We start from the raw sequence: 16,567 nt of genomic DNA, 5'->3' as shown, positions 1-16,567 counted from the left end.
TCGGGTCAGGCGGCCGCTTCGACGGCTTCGTTCAGCTCAACCAGCGAGCCGGCAAGCTTCTGGAATTCCTTGCGCAGCGGCACTTTCGGCGCCGAGAGCGCCAGCGGAAGCCCGTGATCGTTGGCTTGCGTGATCTGCTTGCCGCCATCGCTCATCAGCAGTTCGAGCGAGATATCGAGGCTCTCGGCCAGTCGCTTCACGCGGGCCTTGCCGTTCAGATCGGTGAATTTCGGCGCGCGGTTGAGCACGTAGCGCAGCTTCTCGGTCGGCAGCCCTTCGGATTTCAGTGCGCGCTGCATCCGCAGCACGTTCTGGGCCGAGCGCATGTCCAGCTCGATCAGCGCGAAGTAGAGATGCGCCTTGTTCAGCACCGTCTCGGTCCAGCTGACCACGGTCGAGGGCATGTCGATCACGACGAAATCGTAATGCGCGCGCGCCATGTCGATCAGGCGCTCCAGATCCTCGCCGCTCAGCAGATCGAGCGGCAGCATGTCGGTCGGCGCGGTCAGCACATCGAGCTTGTCGTTGAAGCTGAGCATCGCCTGCCGGAAGGTTTCCTTATCCATATGCTCGGTATCGGCGAGCATCTCGTAGATCACCTCGCGACGCGGCAGGTCGAGATAGGTCGCCGCAGCGCCGAATTGCAGGTCGAGATCGAGCAGGCAGACCTTCGGCGAGGTCGACGGCGCTTTCTTCTTCTTTTTGCCGTCGTGGATCGTCGCCATTTCCCAGGCGAGGTTCATCGCGAAGGTGCTCGCGCCGACACCGCCGGACAGGCCGTGGACCGGAAGAACGACACCATCATGGTTGCCGGTCGCCGCAAAGGTCGGGGCGTGCATGGGGGTCGACATCTCGGGCGGGGGCGCGGCTTGGCCCAGACGCTCGATCGCGTCATGGAGCGCACCTTCGGGAAGCGGGTAGGGGACGAAATCATCGGCCCCGAGGCGCAGCAGCTGATGCAGCGCGATCGGGCTGACCTCGTCGGCGATCAGGATGACGCGAATATTACGGTCCTTGGCCTCGGTGATGATGCCGGAGATCTTGGTCAGCTCATCCTCGTCTTCGCCATCCACGGCGATCGCGATGAACTCGAGCTGTTCCGCATCGGGTTGGCTCAGGAAGATTGCCGCTTCGTCAAAGGTAAGGTCGCCCCAGCTTTCACCAAGCTCGGTCTCCATATCCTCGATCAACAGGTCGAAATTCGACACATCGCGTGACACGGTGCACGCCTGAATCGGGGCCGGCTCCGAAGTCATGATAGCTGCTGCAGTCATTGCCTCTGTCCTCTTTTTCGTGACCCGCGGCGGGGTTCGGTTAACTCTGTTGCTACGCCGCAGACCGGACGCGACTCGCTGGACGCGCCTATTCCGTCGAGGATCAATCTCGTTTCCAATCTGGGCGACATTGGGGCCAGACTGTTTCAATTGTGGGATAAAGAGAGACGATAAAGAAAAACGGCGGGCTTTGTTGAAAGCGCCCGCCGTTCGGTACTGTGTCGTCTCGCCGCAGCGAGACAAATAGGTGAATCCAGAGCCTTAGTTGCCTTCGCCCCCGGCGCTCGCCGAGGCGATGTAGTCGCGATAGATCACCGCCGCGTACTTGCCGTCGAGCAGCATCGGTTTGCCCTTGGTCACGAAACCCGAGACCTCGGTGACGGTGCGGCGATTCTGTTCGTTCGGGGCCTGCGTGTAGACCAGCGGATGCGTTTCACCGTAGGACACGAGCGCCTCGAGCCGAGACCGAGAGATGCCCTGCGAGACGAGGAAATTCACCACGGCCCGCGCGCGGCGCAGCCCGAGAGCCTTGTTGTAAGCGTTGGAGCCGACAAGGTCGGTATGTCCGTAGACGCGGAAGCGCACTTCCGGGTTCTGCCGGATCCAGTTCGCCTGCTGCGACAGCGCATTGCGCGCCTGCGCATCAAGCACTGACGAGTTGAAGGCGAAGTGCACTGTGTTCGGCACATCGGCGGCGAACTTGCGCGTCATATTGATGACGTAGCTTTTGTCGCCGCTCATCATTGCTTGGTTCTGTGCGATGGCGGAGCCGAAGCCCAGCGATCCTTCCGTGGTTGAGCCGACTTCGGAGTTGAAGGTCTGGGTGCCTTCGGCGCAGCCGGCCAGTGCCGCGACGGTGCCGACGGTGATCGCGAGAGTGCGCAGTTTCATGTTTCCAGTCATCTCGCTCACTCCATCACATAGCCATAGGAGCCGGAGAAGTCCTGCTTGGCGACTTCTGCAGCAGGGCCTTTTTGCGGCGCTTTGCCGCCCGAGGTTCTGCCGTTGAGGAACAGCTCGGCCTCGGTTGGCGGCTTCAGGCGATCCGTCGGCAGCGCCAGCGCGTCACCCTTGACGGGCGAGACAAGATGCGGCGTGACGATGATCACGAGTTCGGATTGCTTGCGTTCGAATTCGGTCGAGCGGAACAGCGCGCCGAGCACCGGCACATCGCCGAGCCACGGGATCTGGCCCACGGAATCGTTGAAGTCGTCCTGAAGGAGGCCCGCGATCGCGAAGCTTTCGCCGTCGCGCATCTCGACCGTGGTCGAGGTCGAGCGTTTCTTGAAGGCGCTGACGTTGAACGTGCCGCTCGTATAGCCGTTCGCCGTGTCGATCGAGGAGACCGAGGCGGCGATTTCGAGGTTGATCACGTCACCGTCCACCACGCGCGGCGTGAAGGACATCTCGACGCCGAACGGTTTGTACTGGATCGAGACATCGCCGTTGTTGAGCACCGGGATCGGATATTCGCCACCGGCGAGGAAATCCGCCGACTGGCCCGAAAGTGCGGTCAGGTTCGGTTCCGCGAGGGTGCGTACGACGCCTTTGTTTTCCAGCGCCTGGATGAGAACGCCCAGTTGGAACGTGCCACGGGTGAGGCCAAGGCCGATGCCGTTGTCGTAGCTTTGAGTGGTCGCGCCGAGGGTGGTAGTCTGGGTGCCGCCGAAGCCAGCCCCGGTCCCGAAGCCACCACGCGGACCGACGCTCGCATTGATCGAGGAGCTAAGGCTTTTCGCGACCGAGCGCTGCATCTCGGCGAAGCGCACTTTCAGCATGACCTGCTGCGTACCGCCGACCATCATCAGGTTCGACACCCGGTCGGGCGCGTAACGATTGGCGAGTTCCAGCGCGCGGCTGAGCTTCTGCGCCGAGGAGACCGTGCCCGATAGGACGATCCCGTCATTCGCAGTGCGCACCTGAATGTTCTCGCCGGGCAGGATCTGTTTGAGGCGTTCCTTGAACTCCGCGAGGTCCGGGGTCACCTGAACGTCGACATTCGAAACCAGCTTGCCATCGGCACCAAGGATCGTCAGCGTCGTCCGGCCCGGCACCTTGCCCAGCACGTAGATCGAGCGATCCGAAAGGGTCTGGATGTCCGCGATGCCGGGATTGGCGATCGAGAGTTCCGAAAACGGCGTGTCGCTTTCCACGACCACCGCGCGGTTCAACGGAACCGTCAGCGGAGCTTGAGTTGCTCCGGACAGAATCCGCAACGTGTCTGCTTGCGCCGGGCTCATTACCGCGACGCTCAGCGCCATGCCGCATAGGCAGGCCTGCATTAAGGTTTTCAATTTCATCTGTGACCCTGCCTCTCCGATCACGCCACTCGCAAATCTTTTGTCTGCTTAGGGACTGTTTTGGTCCGTTATTGCAAAGGAGAATGCGCCAAGACCTGTTTTTTTGCAAGAATCAATGGATTGAGCGGCGTTCTTGATGTGGATAAACGGTCACATGTGAAGGCGGGGCCCCGTAGGACCCCGCGCAAATGACTGATATTTGTCATTTATTTAGTTGGTGCAGGGGATCGGCGTCTCGATGACTTCCGTGCCCTTGCGGGTCTTGATCGTGCAGACCTGCGCTTTTTCTACCTTCTTGGCCTCTTGCTTCTGGATACCAAGCAGCTCGTCACGGTTGATTTCGATCTGGCCAAGCTGTGCGCTGTTGTCGAGGCCGACGAGCGACAGGGTCAGGCGCCCGGTGTTCTGCGCGAGTGTCAGGGCCGCGACCTGCTCAGGGCTAACTTCGGCGGTGACCGAGCGGGCGATTTGGGTGGCGTTGCTACGGTCGGGATTAGTGCTCTGATCAATCGCGATCAGTTTCAGATTACTGTCGATCAACTTGGTCACCGGCTCGCCGCCGATCTCACCGGACCAATAGACATCGACTAGGTCGCCCGGGCGCAGGAAGCCCGACACAGCTGAGCTCGACGAGACTTGAATGGTAAATGCGCGACGACCGTCAGGCAGGCTCGCCATGATGCCCGCGTTCTCGCCAGGCTGGGTGACACGCGAGGCGAGCAGCATTTCGCCGGGCGCAAGTGAGCGCATCGATGCCCGATCACGGGTTTCACCCTCTAAGAACGCGGCACGTGCTGCTTCCGGCGTGCCTTCCTTTGCCGCGATAACGGTAAAGGCGTTTTTGGGCACCGCATTAGCCTGCATCTTGACGATAACGAGATCCTTTGGGCCGAAATGCTCCCCGTATTTCAGACCTTTCCGCACGACGACGACATCGGCGAGCTTCGGCGCATTCTTCTGCATAGCGACCAATTGGTCGCGCTCGGATTGGAACTGAGCGATTTGACCTTGCGCCATCATAACCGCCACCCCCGCGAGCCCGACGCCCGCGACGAGGAAGAGAACAAAGATCAGTCGCATTGGTGCATCCTTCTGTTTTCTGAACGGCGACAATACCGCGACGACAGTTGTTTAATTGCAGAAGAAAATGGCGAAACGTTGGCGCATGAAAGGTCTGGACGTGGAATCAGCCGCTCTTGTCCTCACTGACTTCCTCCGCAGCAAAGGCCGGTACGACCTGTTGCTCGCCGATGTGTTCCGAGATTTTGCCAGACGCCCTGCCAGTCTCCTGCCAAATCAATACTGTCGCCGTGAAACCGAGAGCAACGAGCGACGATGTCAGCACCACCCAGTCGATCGTGACCGCTCCATCTTCGTTGCGCAGCATGGCTTTCAATTCCCAGAACCGATTGCTCATCTAGTTCCCTCTCCACGCGTAAGACATTTTGGATTCGAAACCTCAATCGGGTCGACGAAGGCGCTTTATCCGACTGCGCCGCTGACAGGGTAGCAAGCAGCCCATTTTTGAGGCTCTCAATAATGCAACGGGCCGCTTAAGAGCGGCCCGTGTGTTTGATTTCGAAATTTCCAATTATTAGTTGGAAATGGCGTTAACGCCGTCATCGCCAGCTGCCAGATCGTCGGCAGTGAAGTTGTTTTCGACTTTGGCCGTATCAAGATAGCTTGCGATCTTGCCCGACAGGCCGCCGGTTTCCTGACGGATCAGCGCCATTGCAGCAGCGCCGAGGCCGACGACAGCAGCGGTCAGCACAACCCAGTCAACGGTCACAGCGCCGTCTTCTTCGTCGTGGAACTTCTTGATTTTGAAAAACTTCATCATGGTGTCTCTCCTAAGGTTTGTCTCTGCCCCGCGGTCTCGGTTGGCGTCCGTGCCGGTTTCCGTCTCGCGGTATGGGGACATATGGCCCCCGGAACGTGGCGCGATTTGGGCGCATCGCAGGCGATTTCGCGAAAATGAAAATCCTGCCTGACGAAGGCGCTAAGTCATTGTTAAATAAAGAAACAAAAAACTGAATTTTTGTGAGATTTGCATTTTGCGTCGGAGTTTCGGCCGCCAAACCACGATTCGTCGGCCTAGAAACGGTGGATTTTCTGGAATTTTTCCGGGTTTTCGCAGATAGTCGAAAGAAAGCGGCCCTCGAGAGCCGCGCGAGGCAGTGAGCAGGTGGCGCAGATGCGCAAGGTTTTCGCAGGGATTCTCTGCAGTGCGATGGTGGCCGTGGTCGCGCCCGTGGGGGCCGAGCCTGCAGCCCCCGTCTTCAAGAGCGTGAAGCCCAAGACGGTCAAGCCGCCTGCGCCCGGCACCAAACGCTTCATTACGATCCAGATCGATCCCGAGGAACAGAAGCGCCAGCTTGCCGCGATGGCCAAGCAGCCTTGGGAGCCGGAAACAGCCCCTGCCAAAGAGGACGGCGCGACGGGCGATGCTCCGGCCTCTACGCCCACGCCGCGCGCGCCTGCGCATTACGCGTGGTATTGGAAAAAGGTCTCGCCGCGCCTTGGAGAACGGGCGGGGCGGTTCGATCAGGCGATCTCCGCGCTGTCGCAGGGGCCGAAAGGCACACGGGTGCGCGAGCCGCGGCTCAACGATCTGGCGAAGATCGCGCGCGCTCATGGCACCGATATTCTGCGCTCCACCATCGGAACCGAGGTCTCGCCTGCGCTGGTCCTCGCGATGATCTCGGTGGAATCGGGCGGGCGCCATGATGCGCTGAGCCATGCGGGGGCCGTGGGGCTGATGCAGCTGATCCCGGCGACCGCTGAGCGGTTCGACGTTGCAGACAGCAAGGACCCTGCGCAGAACATCGCGGGCGGGGTAAGCTATCTCGACTGGCTGATGAAGGAATTCGACCGCGATCCGCTGATGGTCATCGCCGCCTATAACGCGGGCGAGAACGCGGTGAAGCGCAATGACGGTGTGCCGCCCTATGCGGAGACGCGCGATTACGTGCCGAAGGTGCTGGCGGCGTGGAACGTGGCGCGGGGGCTTTGTGCGACGCGTCCGCAGCTTGTGAGCGATGGCTGCGTCTTCCAGGTCACCCAAATGGCAAAGAGCGACCCCTGAGGGCCGCTCTTCACGTCTCTAACCTATGGAAGGCGATCAGTTGACGATCGTCGCTTCGGTCGCTTCGCGGATCTCGTCCTCGGTGACGCCCTCGGCGCATTCGACGATCTTCAGGCCGCCCTCGACCACATCAAGCACACCGAGATTGGTGATGATGCGGTTGACGACGCCGGTGCCGGTCAACGGCAGGGTGCATTCCTTCAGCAGCTTGCTGTCGCCATGCTTGTTGGTGTGGTCCATCACGACGATGACGCGCTTCACGCCCGCCACGAGGTCCATCGCGCCGCCCATGCCCTTCACCAGCTTGCCGGGGATCATCCAGTTCGCCAGATCGCCATTCTCGGCCACTTCCATCGCGCCGAGGATCGCCATCGCGATCTTGCCGCCGCGGATCATGCCGAAGCTCATCGAGCTGTCGAAATAGACCGTGTTGGGCAGTTCGGTGATCGTCTGCTTGCCGGCGTTGATCAGGTCGGGATCCTCTTCGCCCTCATAGGGGAAGGGGCCCATGCCCAGCATGCCGTTCTCCGATTGCAGCGTGACGTGCACGCCTTCGGGGATGAAGTTCGGGACCAGCGTCGGGATGCCGATGCCGAGGTTCACATAGGTGCCGTCTTCGAGCTCCTGCGCCGCGCGGGCGGCCATCTGATTTCTATCCCATGCCATGGGTCAGGCCTCCTTCTTTTCGCGGGTGGTGACTTTTTCGATGCGCTTCTCGTGCTCGCCCTGGATCAGGCGGTGCACGTAGATGCCGGGCAGGTGGATGCAGTCGGGGTCGAGCGAGCCCACGGGCACGATCTCTTCGACTTCCATCACGCAGACCTTGCCGCACATCGCCGCCGGCGGATTGAAGTTGCGCGCCGTCTTGCGGAAGATCGCATTGCCGGTCTCATCCGCTTTCCACGCCTTCACGATGGAGACGTCGGCGAAGATGCCCTCTTCGAGGATGTAGTGCTCGCCGTTGAACACCTTCACCTCTTTACCCTCGGCGATCTGCGTGCCGTAGCCGGTCTTGGTGTAGAAGCCGGGGATGCCGTGGCCGGCGGCGCGCATGCGCTCTGCCAGCGTGCCCTGCGGGTTGAATTCCAGCTCGAGCTCGCCGCTCAGATACTGGCGCATGAATTCCGCGTTTTCGCCCACGTAAGACGACATCATCTTCTTGATCTGCTTGGTGTCGAGCAGCTTGCCGAGGCCGAACCCGTCCACGCCGCAGTTGTTCGACGCGACCGTGATGTCCTTGACCTTGCTCTCGACCAGCGCGTCGATCAGCATTTCGGGGATGCCGCAAAGCCCGAAGCCCCCGGCCGCGATCAGCATTCCGTCGAAAAGAAGCCCGTCGAGGGCCTCTTCCGCGGAACCGTAAATCTTGTTCATGGATATCCTCCGCTCATGTGCGCGTGAAGATGACGCCGGGGCGGGGGGGAGTCAATTGCTGCGATGCGGCGAAGGCGGGTGTCAGGATCAACTTCACGCGTAAATAGACCGGGGGAGGGAGCTCTGCCCCCGTCGCCGTAGGGCGATAAGACTTAAGAGAGAGGGGGCTCCGCCCCCGCTCGCGACGCGAGCTCCCCCGGGATATTTTCACCAAGGGGAAGAGGCGCGCGAGCGCCTCACTCCTCGTCGGTCTTCTTGGTCGCCGTCTTTTTCGCCGCGGGTTTCTTGGCGGCGGGTTTCTTGGCGGCGGTCTTCTTGGCGGCCGGTTTCTTTGCAGCGGGCTTTTTCGCGGCCGTCTTCTTCGGCGCGGCTTTCTTCTTCGTGCCGCCCTTCTTCGCCGCTTTCGCCTCGATCAGCGGAAGCGCGTCTTCGAGCGTGACGGATTCCGGTTCCAGCTCTTTCGGAAGGGTCGCGTTGATCTTGCCCCACTTGACGTAGGGCCCGTAGCGCCCGGGCATGACCGCGATCGGGCCGCCCTCGGGATGCTCGCCCAGCTCCTTGAGCGGTTTCGCAGCCGCGCCACGTCCGCCTTTGGCGGCTTTCTGAGCGATCACTTCCACGGCGCGGTTCATGCCGATGGTAAAGACCTCGTCGACCTCGGGCAGGTTCGCGTAGATCCGGCCCTTCTTGACGTAAGGCCCGTAGCGCCCGATCCCGGCTTCGACCAGCTCGCCATCTTCCGGGTGCGGGCCGATCTCGCGCGGCAGGCTCAAGAGCAGCAGCGCTTTCTCGAGGTCGATCTCTTCGGGCTTCCAGCCCTTGGGCAGCGAAGCACGCGGCGGTTTGGGCACATCCTCGGTCGGCTCGCCCTTCTGGACGTAAGGGCCGAAGCGACCGACACGCAGCGTGATCGCCTGATCTTCGTCATAGCCCAGCACCTTGCCGTCGAGCGCCTGCACCTCGTCATCGCCATCGGGCGCCGACAGAGGCCGGGTGAAGCGGCATTCGGGGTAGTTACCGCAGCCGATGAAGGCCCCGCCGGAGCGCGCGGTCTTCAGGTGCAGCTTGCCACTGCCGCAAAGCGGACAGATGCGCGGGTCGGACCCGTCGGGGCGCGGCGGATAGAGATGGGGGCTGAGAACCTCGTCGATCTTGTCGAGCACTTCCGAGATGCGCAGCTCCGACGTCTCTTCCAGAGCCGCCGAGAAATCGCGCCAGAAGCGTTTGAGCACTTCTTTATAGTCGCGATCGCCCGCCGAGATATCGTCGAGCTGGTCTTCCAGATCGGCGGTGAAATCGTATTCGACATAGCGCTTGAAGTAATTCGACAGGAAGGCCGTCACCAGCCGCCCGGTATCCTCGGGCATCAGGCGGTTCTTGTCCTTGCGCACATAGCCGCGGTCCTGAATCGTCGTGACGATCGAGGCATAAGTGGACGGGCGCCCGATGCCGAGCTCTTCCATCCGCTTGACCAACGTCGCCTCGGTGTAGCGCGGCGGCGGTTGGGTGAAGTGCTGCTCGGGCGTGATGTCGCCCTTCTTGGCCTCTTCGCCCTCGTGAATCTGCGGCAGGCGGTTGCTGTCCTCGCCCTCGTCATCGTCGCGGCCTTGGTCGTAGACTTTCAGGAAGCCGTCGAACACGACGACGGAGCCGGTCGCGCGCAGCTCGACCTGCTCATCGCCGGAGCCGACGAGAACGGTCGTGCGCTCGAACCGGGCCGCTTCCATCTGCGACGCGATCGTGCGCTTCCAGATCAGATCGTACAGCTTCCACTGATCGTCGGAGAGCTTCAGCTTGTCGGGCGATTTCGACATATCCGTCGGGCGGATACATTCGTGCGCTTCCTGCGCGTTCTTCGCCTTGTTCTTGTACATGCGCGGGCTTTTCGGGACGTAGCTGTCGCCGAACTTGACCTTGATCGCATCGCGGGCCTGCATCACGGCCTCGGGGGCCATGTCGATGCCGTCGGTCCGCATATAGGTGATGTGACCGGCTTCATAGAGACGCTGCGCCGCCGACATCGTCGCCCGCGCGCCGAAGCCGAACTTGCGGCTGGCTTCCTGCTGCAGCGTCGAGGTCATGAAGGGCGGGTAGGGGTTGCGATTGGCCGGCTTCGCCTCGACCGAGGTCACGGTGAGATCGCGCGACGTGATCGCCTGCACCGCCATCTCGGCCGCGGTCTCGTTCTCGAGGTCGTATTTCTCGAGCTTCTTGCCGCCCAGAACCGACAGGCGCGCCTCGTATTCCTGACCGCGCGGCGTCGTCAGGATCACCTTCACCGTCCAGTATTCGCGCGGCTTGAAGGCTTCGATTTCCATCTCGCGCTCGACGATGAGGCGCAGGCAGACCGACTGCACGCGGCCCGCCGATTTCGCGCCGGGCAGCTTGCGCCACAGAACCGGCGAGAGGTTGAAGCCCACGAGATAGTCGAGCGCGCGGCGGGCCAGATAGGCCTCGACCAGCGGGGCATCGACATCGCGCGGATGTTTCATCGCCTCAAGGATCGCGGTTTTGGTGATCGCGTTGAAGGTGACGCGGGAGACGTTCTTGCCCTTGAGCTTCTTCTCAAGCGCTTCCTGCAGGTGCCACGAGATCGCTTCGCCTTCGCGATCGGGGTCAGTTGCGAGGATCAGTGTGTCGTCATCTTTCAGCGCGTCGGTGATCGCCTTAATGTGTTTTTTCGAGTCGCTCGCGACTTCCCATTTCATCTCGAAATCGTGCTCGGGATCGACCGAGCCGTCTTTCGGAGGCAGGTCACGGACGTGGCCGAAGGAGGCGAGAACGGTGTAGTCAGACCCTAGATACTTGTTGATCGTCTTGGCCTTGGCAGGGGATTCGACGACAACAACAGCCATAAGGTCCTCACTATTCAGTGCAAAAAGGGTCTGGGCGCGGAACATGTGGGCGTTTGGGGCGAATTGTCAATGCGTCCTGACCCTGAGGTAATCCCTTCCCCCTTAGAGCGGACGGCTGATCAGGCCGCCGCGATGCCGCTCTATCCGGCCTTCGATTTCGAGCGCAGTGAGGGCCTGTGAGAAGGCCGCCGCGGGCACGTCGAGATCGCGGATCACCTGATCCTCGGCGGTGGGGGAGGGGCCGAGACGTTCGAGGATCTTCGCGGAGAGATCGCCGCTTTTCACGGCGCGGGGCGCTGGCGTTGGCGGAGGAGGCGGCGCAGGGCGCGGTTCGGGTGGGGCAGCGCGGGCGTTCAGCGCGGCCAGCACATCCTCGGACCCGCGCACCAAGGTCGCCCCGTCGCGGATCAGCGCATTGCAGCCGCCTGCGCGCCCGTCCATCGGGTGGCCCGGAACGGCCATGACCTCGCGCCCCTGATCGAGGGCGTCGCGTGCGGTGATCAGGCTGCCCGATTTCAGCGCCGCCTCGACCACGACGACGCCTGCGCTCAGCCCCGAGATGATCCGATTGCGCGCGGGGAAGTGGCGCGCCTGCGGCTGGGTGCCGGGCGGGGCCTCGGTCAGCCGCAGTCCGGTCTCAGCCATTTGTTGGGCAAGTGCCGTATTCTCCTGCGGATAGATCACATCGATGCCGCCCGCCTGCACCGCGATCGTGCCCGTGGGTAGGGCGGCCTCATGGGCGGCGGCGTCGATCCCGCGCGCCAGTCCGGAGACTACGCAGATGCCCGCCTCTCCGAGACCTTCGCTCAACCGCTTCGCCATGCGCAGCCCCAGCGAAGAGGCATTGCGCGCGCCGACCAGTGCGATCATCGGGCGGGTGAGCAACTCCTGCTGGCCAAGCGCCCAGAGCACGGGGGGCGCGTCGTCGATCTCGGCGAGCGCTGCGGGATATCCCGGCCCGCCATGGATCAGCAGTTGCGCGCCCGCCGCCTTGCCCGCCTTGATCTCGGCGCGGGCCTGTTTCTCGGGGCAGGGGGTGTAATCGGCGACGCCCGCCGCGCGGGCCACTTCGGGCAGAGCCGCGAGCGCTGCCGCAGCAGAACCATGTTCGCCGATCAATCTGTGGAAGGTTGTAGGCCCGACACGTCGGGAACGAATGAGGCGAAGAACCGGCAGTTCATCTTCTTCCGTGGTGGGTGGGGTGAAGGGGGTGGGGTAAGAAAACAAATCTGTTTCCATCCGGCCCTCCGCCTCAATCGCCCACCCTTTCTGCCGCGTTAGTCTTAATAACTCGTTACCAAAACCCGTGTCGTAACGCGTTTGGGATAAATTTTTCACGTTTGGGTTGCAGATTTTCGACGCTACCGATTTGCAGCATTGGGAAGCCGGGTCGGTCTTCCCGGCCCGTCTGCCCTGCGCCTGCTACGATTCCCTTTATGCGGCTTATGCAGCAGAGCCGCCCACGGTCAGGCCGCCGATCATCAGGGTCGGCTGGCCGACGCCCACCGGCACCCATTGGCCCGCCTTGCCGCAATTGCCGATGCCGGGATCCAGCGCGAGGTCGTTGCCGATGGCGCGGATATGCTGCATCGCGGTCGGCCCGTCGCCGATCAGGGTCGCACCCCGCACCGGCGCGCCGACGACACCGTTCTTCACGCGGTAAGCTTCGGTGCAGTTGAAGACGAACTTGCCGTTGGTGATGTCGACCTGACCGCCGCCGAAGCCGACTGCATAGATGCCGTCCTTCAAATCGGCGAGAATCTCGCCCGGATCGGCATCGCCGCCCAGCATGTAGGTGTTGGTCATCCGCGGCATCGGGGCATGGGCAAAGCTCTCGCGCCGTCCGTTGCCGGTGGCCTCCACGCCCATCAGGCGCGCGTTCTGGCGGTCCTGCATGTAGCCCACCAGCACGCCATCCTCGATCAGCACGTTCTTGCCCGAGGGGGTACCCTCGTCGTCGATCGTGATCGAACCGCGCCGGTCGGGGATCGTGCCGTCATCGAGCACGGTCACGCCTTTCGCCGCCACCTGCTGACCCATCAGCCCGGCGAAGGCCGAGGATTTCTTGCGGTTGAAGTCGCCTTCCAGACCATGGCCCACCGCCTCGTGCAGCAACACGCCCGGCCAGCCCGGCCCAAGCACCACATCCATCACCCCCGCAGGTGCGGGCTCGGCGCGCAGGTTCACCAGCGCGATGCGCAGCGCCTCGCGCGCGACCGGCTGCCAATGCGCGGGCTCGATCAGGCCCGACAGGCCGAACCGCCCGCCGCCGCCATGACCGCCGGATTCGCGGCGTCCGTTCTCTTCCACGATGACCGAGATGTTGATCCGCGCCATCGGGCGGATATCCGAGACCAGCCCACCCTCGGGGCGCAGGATGAACACTTCCTGCAGGCTGGCGGCCATCGAGGCCGAGACCTGCACCACGCGCGGGTCGAGGTCGCGGGCAAACGCGTCGATCTCGCGCAGGATGTCGATCTTCGCGGCGAAGGGCGTGTCCGAGACAGGATCGGTGTCACTATAAAGATGTAGGTTCGTGCCCTTGGGCGGGGGCGCCATCGTGCCGCCGCCATCGCCCACGGCGAGGCGCGCGGTCTCGGTCGCCCGCTTCAGCGCGGCCTCGGAAATCTCGGTCGAATGGGCATAGCCCGCGACATCGCCCTTCACCGCGCGCAGGCCGAATCCTTCGGAGGCGTCGTAAGAGGCGGTCTTCACCCGGCCATCGTCGAAGACCAGCGCCTCGGACCGGCGCTGCTCGAGAAACAGCTCGCCATCCTCGGCCCCTGCTGTCGCTTCACGCAGCAGATGCAGCGCGCGATCCTGGTCGAGCTTGTCCTCGAAAGGGGCGAAACGGTCGGGCTTGGTCATCTGGACTCCTGCTAAGGCGATCAATTTTGACAAAATGTCGCAGCTTTTGCTTGCGCCACCCTCCCAATATGATTTTAAAGTGAGAACACGCAACGGTGAACGGTTTGGGAGATCCGAACGCCGTCGGGCGGCAGGGAGAAACGCCGCCAAAAGGGAGACATGGGACTTATGCGCTTTGCAAGCAAGGGCCGCGGCATCGCGGCCGCTGTCACGTCGGCTGTTATGTTGACGCTCGTCGCCGGGCAGGCCTCGGCTCAGGACATGATCAAGGGGCTGCCGGTGATCGGTAAGCCGCATCTGGGCGGGACGGGGTTCCAGCCCGCGTCCTCGAACCTCGCGGAAGATCAGCAATGGCTCGACCATATGCTGCTGGTGATCATCGCCGCGATCTGCGTTTTCGTGTTCGCGCTGATCATCTACGCGATCCTGCGCTTCAACAGCCGCGCCAATCCGACGCCGCGCAGCTTCACCCATAACACGCCGCTCGAGATCACCTGGACCTTCGTGCCGATCGTGATTCTCGTGGCGATCGGGGCCTTCTCGCTGCCCGCGCTCTGGAATCAGCAGGAAATCCCGGAAGGCGACATCACCGTGAAGGTGACCGGCTACCAGTGGTACTGGGGCTATGAATACCCCGATGAGGGCGTGGCGTTCGATTCGCTGATGCTCGCGAAAGACGAGCTCGCAGATCATGGCTATGCGCCCGACGAATATCTGCTGGCAGCTGACAACGCGATGGTGGTGCCCGCGGGCAAGACGATCGTCGTGCAAGTCACTGGCGCGGACGTGATTCACAGCTGGACCGTGCCCGCCTTCGCCGTGAAGCAGGACGCCGTGCCGGGCCGGATCGCGCAATTGTGGTTTAAGGCCGATCAAGAAGGTGTGTATTTCGGCCAATGTTCGGAGCTTTGCGGCACCAACCACGCTTACATGCCCATCGTGGTCAAAGTTGTCTCACCGGAAGTTTACGCTAACTGGCTTGAGCGTGCGAAGAATGACTTCGCCTCGGTCGAGACGGGTGGCGCGGTTCGGGTCGCACAGAACTGAATTCATTGTGCGATAACACCCGAGGGACGCTTTCATGAGTGACATCAGCTATATCCGCCAACAGGACAACGAGGCGCGGTTCGGCGACTACATCGCGCTTCTGAAGCCGCGCGTGATGTCGCTGGTGGTCTTTACCGCCTTCGTCGGTCTCGTGGTCGCGCCGAATCCGGTGCATCCCTTCGTTGGCTTCGTCGCGATCCTGTTCATCGCGCTGGGCGGCGGGGCCTCGGGCGCGCTGAACATGTGGTATGACGCGGATATCGACCGGATCATGCGCCGCACTCGGAACCGTCCGATCCCGGCGGGCCGCATCTCGGAACGCGAGGCGCTGGGCTTCGGTCTCGCGCTGTCGGGTATCTCCTGCGTGATGCTGGCGCTGGCCACGAATATCTTCTCGGGCCTGTTCCTCGCCTTCACCATCTTCTTCTACGTCGTCGTCTACACGATGTGGCTCAAGCGCGCGACGCCGCAGAACATCGTGATCGGCGGCGCGGCGGGCGCTTTCCCTCCGATGATCGGCTGGGCTGTGTCGACAGGCGGCATCTCGATCGAATCCGTGGCGATGTTCCTGCTGGTCTTCCTCTGGACGCCGCCGCATTTCTGGTCGCTCGCGCTGTTCATGAAGGCCGATTACGACGAAGCGAAAGTGCCGATGCTGACCTCGACCCACGGTCGGGTCGTGACGCGCAAGAACATCCTGTTCTACGCCTTCATCCTCGCCCCCATCGCGGTCGGCACTGGTTTCACCTCGATCGGCGGCCCGGTCTATTTCGCGACGGCGCTGATCATGAATGCGCTCTTCATCAAGGGCGCGATCGAGATCCACGCCCGCACCGAAGCGCAGGCGGAGGCCGACAAATACGCGGTCGAGAAGCGCTTCTTCTATTTCTCGCTCATCTACCTCTTCGCGCATTTCGCGGCTTTGCTGGCCGAAGCGGGGCTGAGCTATATCGGTTTGGGAGTCTGGTAAGCGATGGCAATCACCCGGGACAGTGACCTTCATATCCGTCGGTTCTCGCGCAATGCGGGGCTGGGCGCGGTTCTTCTCGGGTTCGTCGCAATCGTCTTCGGCCTGACCGTGGTCAAGGTCGAGAACGGCTCGAAAATGGAAGCCTACGACCACCAGCCGCGCGCCTCTGTGCTGCCGGCGGAAGGGGCTTCGCAATGACCCAACGCCCCGCAGATCGGTCGAACACGCGCGTGCTGCTCTCGCTGCTCGCGGTGATCGTCGTGATGGGGGCAGGGGCTTGGGCTGCGGTGCCGTTCTACAACTGGTTCTGCAAGACGACCGGCTATGGCGGTACGACCAACACCGCCGAGGTGCTGCCCGACAAAGTGCTCGACCGCGAAATCCTCGTGCGTTTCGACGCCAATGTCGCGCGCGGCATGCCGTGGGAGTTCAAGCCGGTCCAGACCGAGATGAAACTGAAGATCGGGCAGAACGGGCTCGCCTTCTACGAGGCCTACAACCCGACCGATCATCCGATCGCGGGCACGGCGAGCTACAATGTCTCGCCCGACGTGGCTGGCTACTATTTCGACAAGATCCAGTGTTTCTGCTTCACCGAACAGGTGCTGCAACCCGGGGAGAGGGTGCAGATGCCGGTGAGCTTCTTCGTCGATCCCGACATCGTCGAGGATGCCGACGCGAAGCGGATTCACGCGATCACGTTGAGCTATACTTTCTATGAAACCGACCTTCCCGAGCCGGAGGAAACTGCCTCGGTCCGTCAAAGGGAGACGGAGACGGTCAACTAGCCATCG

General features: G+C 62.4%; 16 protein-coding genes. 5 read left to right on the top strand and 11 right to left on the bottom strand.

Features of this window, described 5'->3' with window-relative positions; all coding sequences use genetic code 11:
* Nucleotides 1-5: 5 nt before the first annotated feature.
* From BMI86_RS06445 to BMI86_RS06420, 6 genes are all read right to left on the bottom strand, one after another.
* The gene (locus BMI86_RS06445) at nt 6-1,274 is read right to left on the bottom strand and encodes an AAA family ATPase (protein WP_078521890.1); all 1,269 of its coding nucleotides are present in this window, start codon (nt 1,272-1,274) and stop codon (nt 6-8) included.
* Nucleotides 1,275-1,535: 261 nt separating this feature from the next.
* Complete coding sequence (locus BMI86_RS06440) at nt 1,536-2,165, bottom strand: OmpA family protein (RefSeq protein ID WP_078521888.1); 630 nt, start codon at nt 2,163-2,165, stop codon at nt 1,536-1,538.
* 17 nt (nt 2,166-2,182) lie between these two features.
* Complete coding sequence (locus tag BMI86_RS06435; protein WP_078540237.1) at nt 2,183-3,574, bottom strand: type II and III secretion system protein family protein; 1,392 nt, start codon at nt 3,572-3,574, stop codon at nt 2,183-2,185.
* Nucleotides 3,575-3,784: 210 nt separating this feature from the next.
* Nucleotides 3,785-4,654, bottom strand: a complete 870-nt coding sequence (gene cpaB, locus BMI86_RS06430; RefSeq protein ID WP_078540236.1) for a Flp pilus assembly protein CpaB — start codon at nt 4,652-4,654, stop codon at nt 3,785-3,787.
* Nucleotides 4,655-4,760: 106 nt separating this feature from the next.
* Nucleotides 4,761-4,991: a hypothetical protein gene (locus BMI86_RS06425; RefSeq protein WP_078540235.1), complete on the bottom strand. Its 231-nt coding sequence runs from the start codon at nt 4,989-4,991 to the stop codon at nt 4,761-4,763.
* A gap of 177 nt (nt 4,992-5,168) precedes the next feature.
* A complete protein-coding gene (locus BMI86_RS06420) occupies nt 5,169-5,414 on the bottom strand; it encodes a hypothetical protein (protein ID WP_078540234.1) in 246 nt (81 codons plus the stop codon).
* A gap of 354 nt (nt 5,415-5,768) precedes the next feature.
* Between BMI86_RS06420 and BMI86_RS06415 the strand changes: the two genes are divergently transcribed.
* Nucleotides 5,769-6,659 (top strand): lytic transglycosylase domain-containing protein, encoded by an 891-nt coding sequence (locus BMI86_RS06415; protein ID WP_078540458.1) that lies wholly within the window; start codon nt 5,769-5,771, stop codon nt 6,657-6,659.
* Between the two features lie 36 nt (nt 6,660-6,695).
* On the opposite strand, the gene BMI86_RS06410 is transcribed toward BMI86_RS06415, so the two are convergent.
* The 5 genes from BMI86_RS06410 to tldD all read right to left on the bottom strand — a co-directional run bounded on the left by BMI86_RS06410 (nt 6,696) and on the right by tldD (nt 13,756).
* On the bottom strand, nt 6,696-7,325 hold the full coding sequence (locus tag BMI86_RS06410) for a CoA transferase subunit B (protein ID WP_078521878.1): 630 nt from the start codon (nt 7,323-7,325) through the stop codon (nt 6,696-6,698).
* A gap of 3 nt (nt 7,326-7,328) precedes the next feature.
* Entirely contained in the window at nt 7,329-8,033 is a 705-nt protein-coding gene (locus tag BMI86_RS06405; protein ID WP_078521876.1) for a CoA transferase subunit A, read from the bottom strand.
* Nucleotides 8,034-8,269: 236 nt separating this feature from the next.
* On the bottom strand, nt 8,270-10,888 hold the full coding sequence (gene topA / locus BMI86_RS06400) for a type I DNA topoisomerase (protein ID WP_078540233.1): 2,619 nt from the start codon (nt 10,886-10,888) through the stop codon (nt 8,270-8,272).
* Between the two features lie 102 nt (nt 10,889-10,990).
* The gene (dprA, locus tag BMI86_RS06395) at nt 10,991-12,127 is read right to left on the bottom strand and encodes a DNA-processing protein DprA (RefSeq protein ID WP_078540232.1); all 1,137 of its coding nucleotides are present in this window, start codon (nt 12,125-12,127) and stop codon (nt 10,991-10,993) included.
* Between the two features lie 204 nt (nt 12,128-12,331).
* The gene (gene tldD, locus BMI86_RS06390; protein WP_078540231.1) at nt 12,332-13,756 is read right to left on the bottom strand and encodes a metalloprotease TldD; all 1,425 of its coding nucleotides are present in this window, start codon (nt 13,754-13,756) and stop codon (nt 12,332-12,334) included.
* 168 nt (nt 13,757-13,924) lie between these two features.
* Between tldD and coxB the strand changes: the two genes are divergently transcribed.
* Genes coxB through BMI86_RS06370 form a run of 4 tightly spaced genes read left to right on the top strand, consistent with a single transcriptional unit; the run spans nt 13,925 to nt 16,561 of the window.
* Nucleotides 13,925-14,803, top strand: a complete 879-nt coding sequence (gene coxB / locus BMI86_RS06385) for a cytochrome c oxidase subunit II (protein ID WP_246831644.1) — start codon at nt 13,925-13,927, stop codon at nt 14,801-14,803.
* A gap of 34 nt (nt 14,804-14,837) precedes the next feature.
* Nucleotides 14,838-15,773: a heme o synthase gene (cyoE, locus tag BMI86_RS06380; RefSeq protein WP_078540230.1), complete on the top strand. Its 936-nt coding sequence runs from the start codon at nt 14,838-14,840 to the stop codon at nt 15,771-15,773.
* Between the two features lie 3 nt (nt 15,774-15,776).
* On the top strand, nt 15,777-15,971 hold the full coding sequence (locus BMI86_RS06375) for a hypothetical protein (protein WP_078540229.1): 195 nt from the start codon (nt 15,777-15,779) through the stop codon (nt 15,969-15,971).
* Nucleotides 15,968-16,561, top strand: a complete 594-nt coding sequence (locus BMI86_RS06370) for a cytochrome c oxidase assembly protein (protein WP_078521866.1) — start codon at nt 15,968-15,970, stop codon at nt 16,559-16,561. The genes BMI86_RS06375 and BMI86_RS06370 overlap by 4 nt, the downstream gene beginning before the upstream one ends.
* The last annotated feature ends 6 nt before the right edge of the window (nt 16,562-16,567 follow it).

The sequence above is a fragment of the Thioclava sp. DLFJ5-1 genome, from assembly GCF_002020115.1.
Lineage (GTDB): Bacteria > Pseudomonadota > Alphaproteobacteria > Rhodobacterales > Rhodobacteraceae > Thioclava > Thioclava sediminum.
This window is presented reverse-complemented; position numbering and strand designations above follow the sequence as displayed.

What these genes read in the sequence shown, in the direction of transcription:
- BMI86_RS06445 (WP_078521890.1), bottom strand. Translation starts at nt 1,274, where the DNA reads ATGACTGCAGCAGCTATCATGACTTCGGAGCCGGCCCCGATTCAGGCG.
- BMI86_RS06440 (WP_078521888.1), bottom strand. Translation starts at nt 2,165, where the DNA reads ATGAAACTGCGCACTCTCGCGATCACCGTCGGCACCGTCGCGGCACTG.
- BMI86_RS06435 (WP_078540237.1), bottom strand. Translation starts at nt 3,574, where the DNA reads ATGAAATTGAAAACCTTAATGCAGGCCTGCCTATGCGGCATGGCGCTG.
- cpaB (WP_078540236.1), bottom strand. Translation starts at nt 4,654, where the DNA reads ATGCGACTGATCTTTGTTCTCTTCCTCGTCGCGGGCGTCGGGCTCGCG.
- BMI86_RS06425 (WP_078540235.1), bottom strand. Translation starts at nt 4,991, where the DNA reads ATGAGCAATCGGTTCTGGGAATTGAAAGCCATGCTGCGCAACGAAGAT.
- BMI86_RS06420 (WP_078540234.1), bottom strand. Translation starts at nt 5,414, where the DNA reads ATGATGAAGTTTTTCAAAATCAAGAAGTTCCACGACGAAGAAGACGGC.
- BMI86_RS06415 (WP_078540458.1), top strand. Translation starts at nt 5,769, where the DNA reads ATGCGCAAGGTTTTCGCAGGGATTCTCTGCAGTGCGATGGTGGCCGTG.
- BMI86_RS06410 (WP_078521878.1), bottom strand. Translation starts at nt 7,325, where the DNA reads ATGGCATGGGATAGAAATCAGATGGCCGCCCGCGCGGCGCAGGAGCTC.
- BMI86_RS06405 (WP_078521876.1), bottom strand. Translation starts at nt 8,033, where the DNA reads ATGAACAAGATTTACGGTTCCGCGGAAGAGGCCCTCGACGGGCTTCTT.
- topA (WP_078540233.1), bottom strand. Translation starts at nt 10,888, where the DNA reads ATGGCTGTTGTTGTCGTCGAATCCCCTGCCAAGGCCAAGACGATCAAC.
- dprA (WP_078540232.1), bottom strand. Translation starts at nt 12,127, where the DNA reads ATGGAAACAGATTTGTTTTCTTACCCCACCCCCTTCACCCCACCCACC.
- tldD (WP_078540231.1), bottom strand. Translation starts at nt 13,756, where the DNA reads ATGACCAAGCCCGACCGTTTCGCCCCTTTCGAGGACAAGCTCGACCAG.
- coxB (WP_246831644.1), top strand. Translation starts at nt 13,925, where the DNA reads ATGCGCTTTGCAAGCAAGGGCCGCGGCATCGCGGCCGCTGTCACGTCG.
- cyoE (WP_078540230.1), top strand. Translation starts at nt 14,838, where the DNA reads ATGAGTGACATCAGCTATATCCGCCAACAGGACAACGAGGCGCGGTTC.
- BMI86_RS06375 (WP_078540229.1), top strand. Translation starts at nt 15,777, where the DNA reads ATGGCAATCACCCGGGACAGTGACCTTCATATCCGTCGGTTCTCGCGC.
- BMI86_RS06370 (WP_078521866.1), top strand. Translation starts at nt 15,968, where the DNA reads ATGACCCAACGCCCCGCAGATCGGTCGAACACGCGCGTGCTGCTCTCG.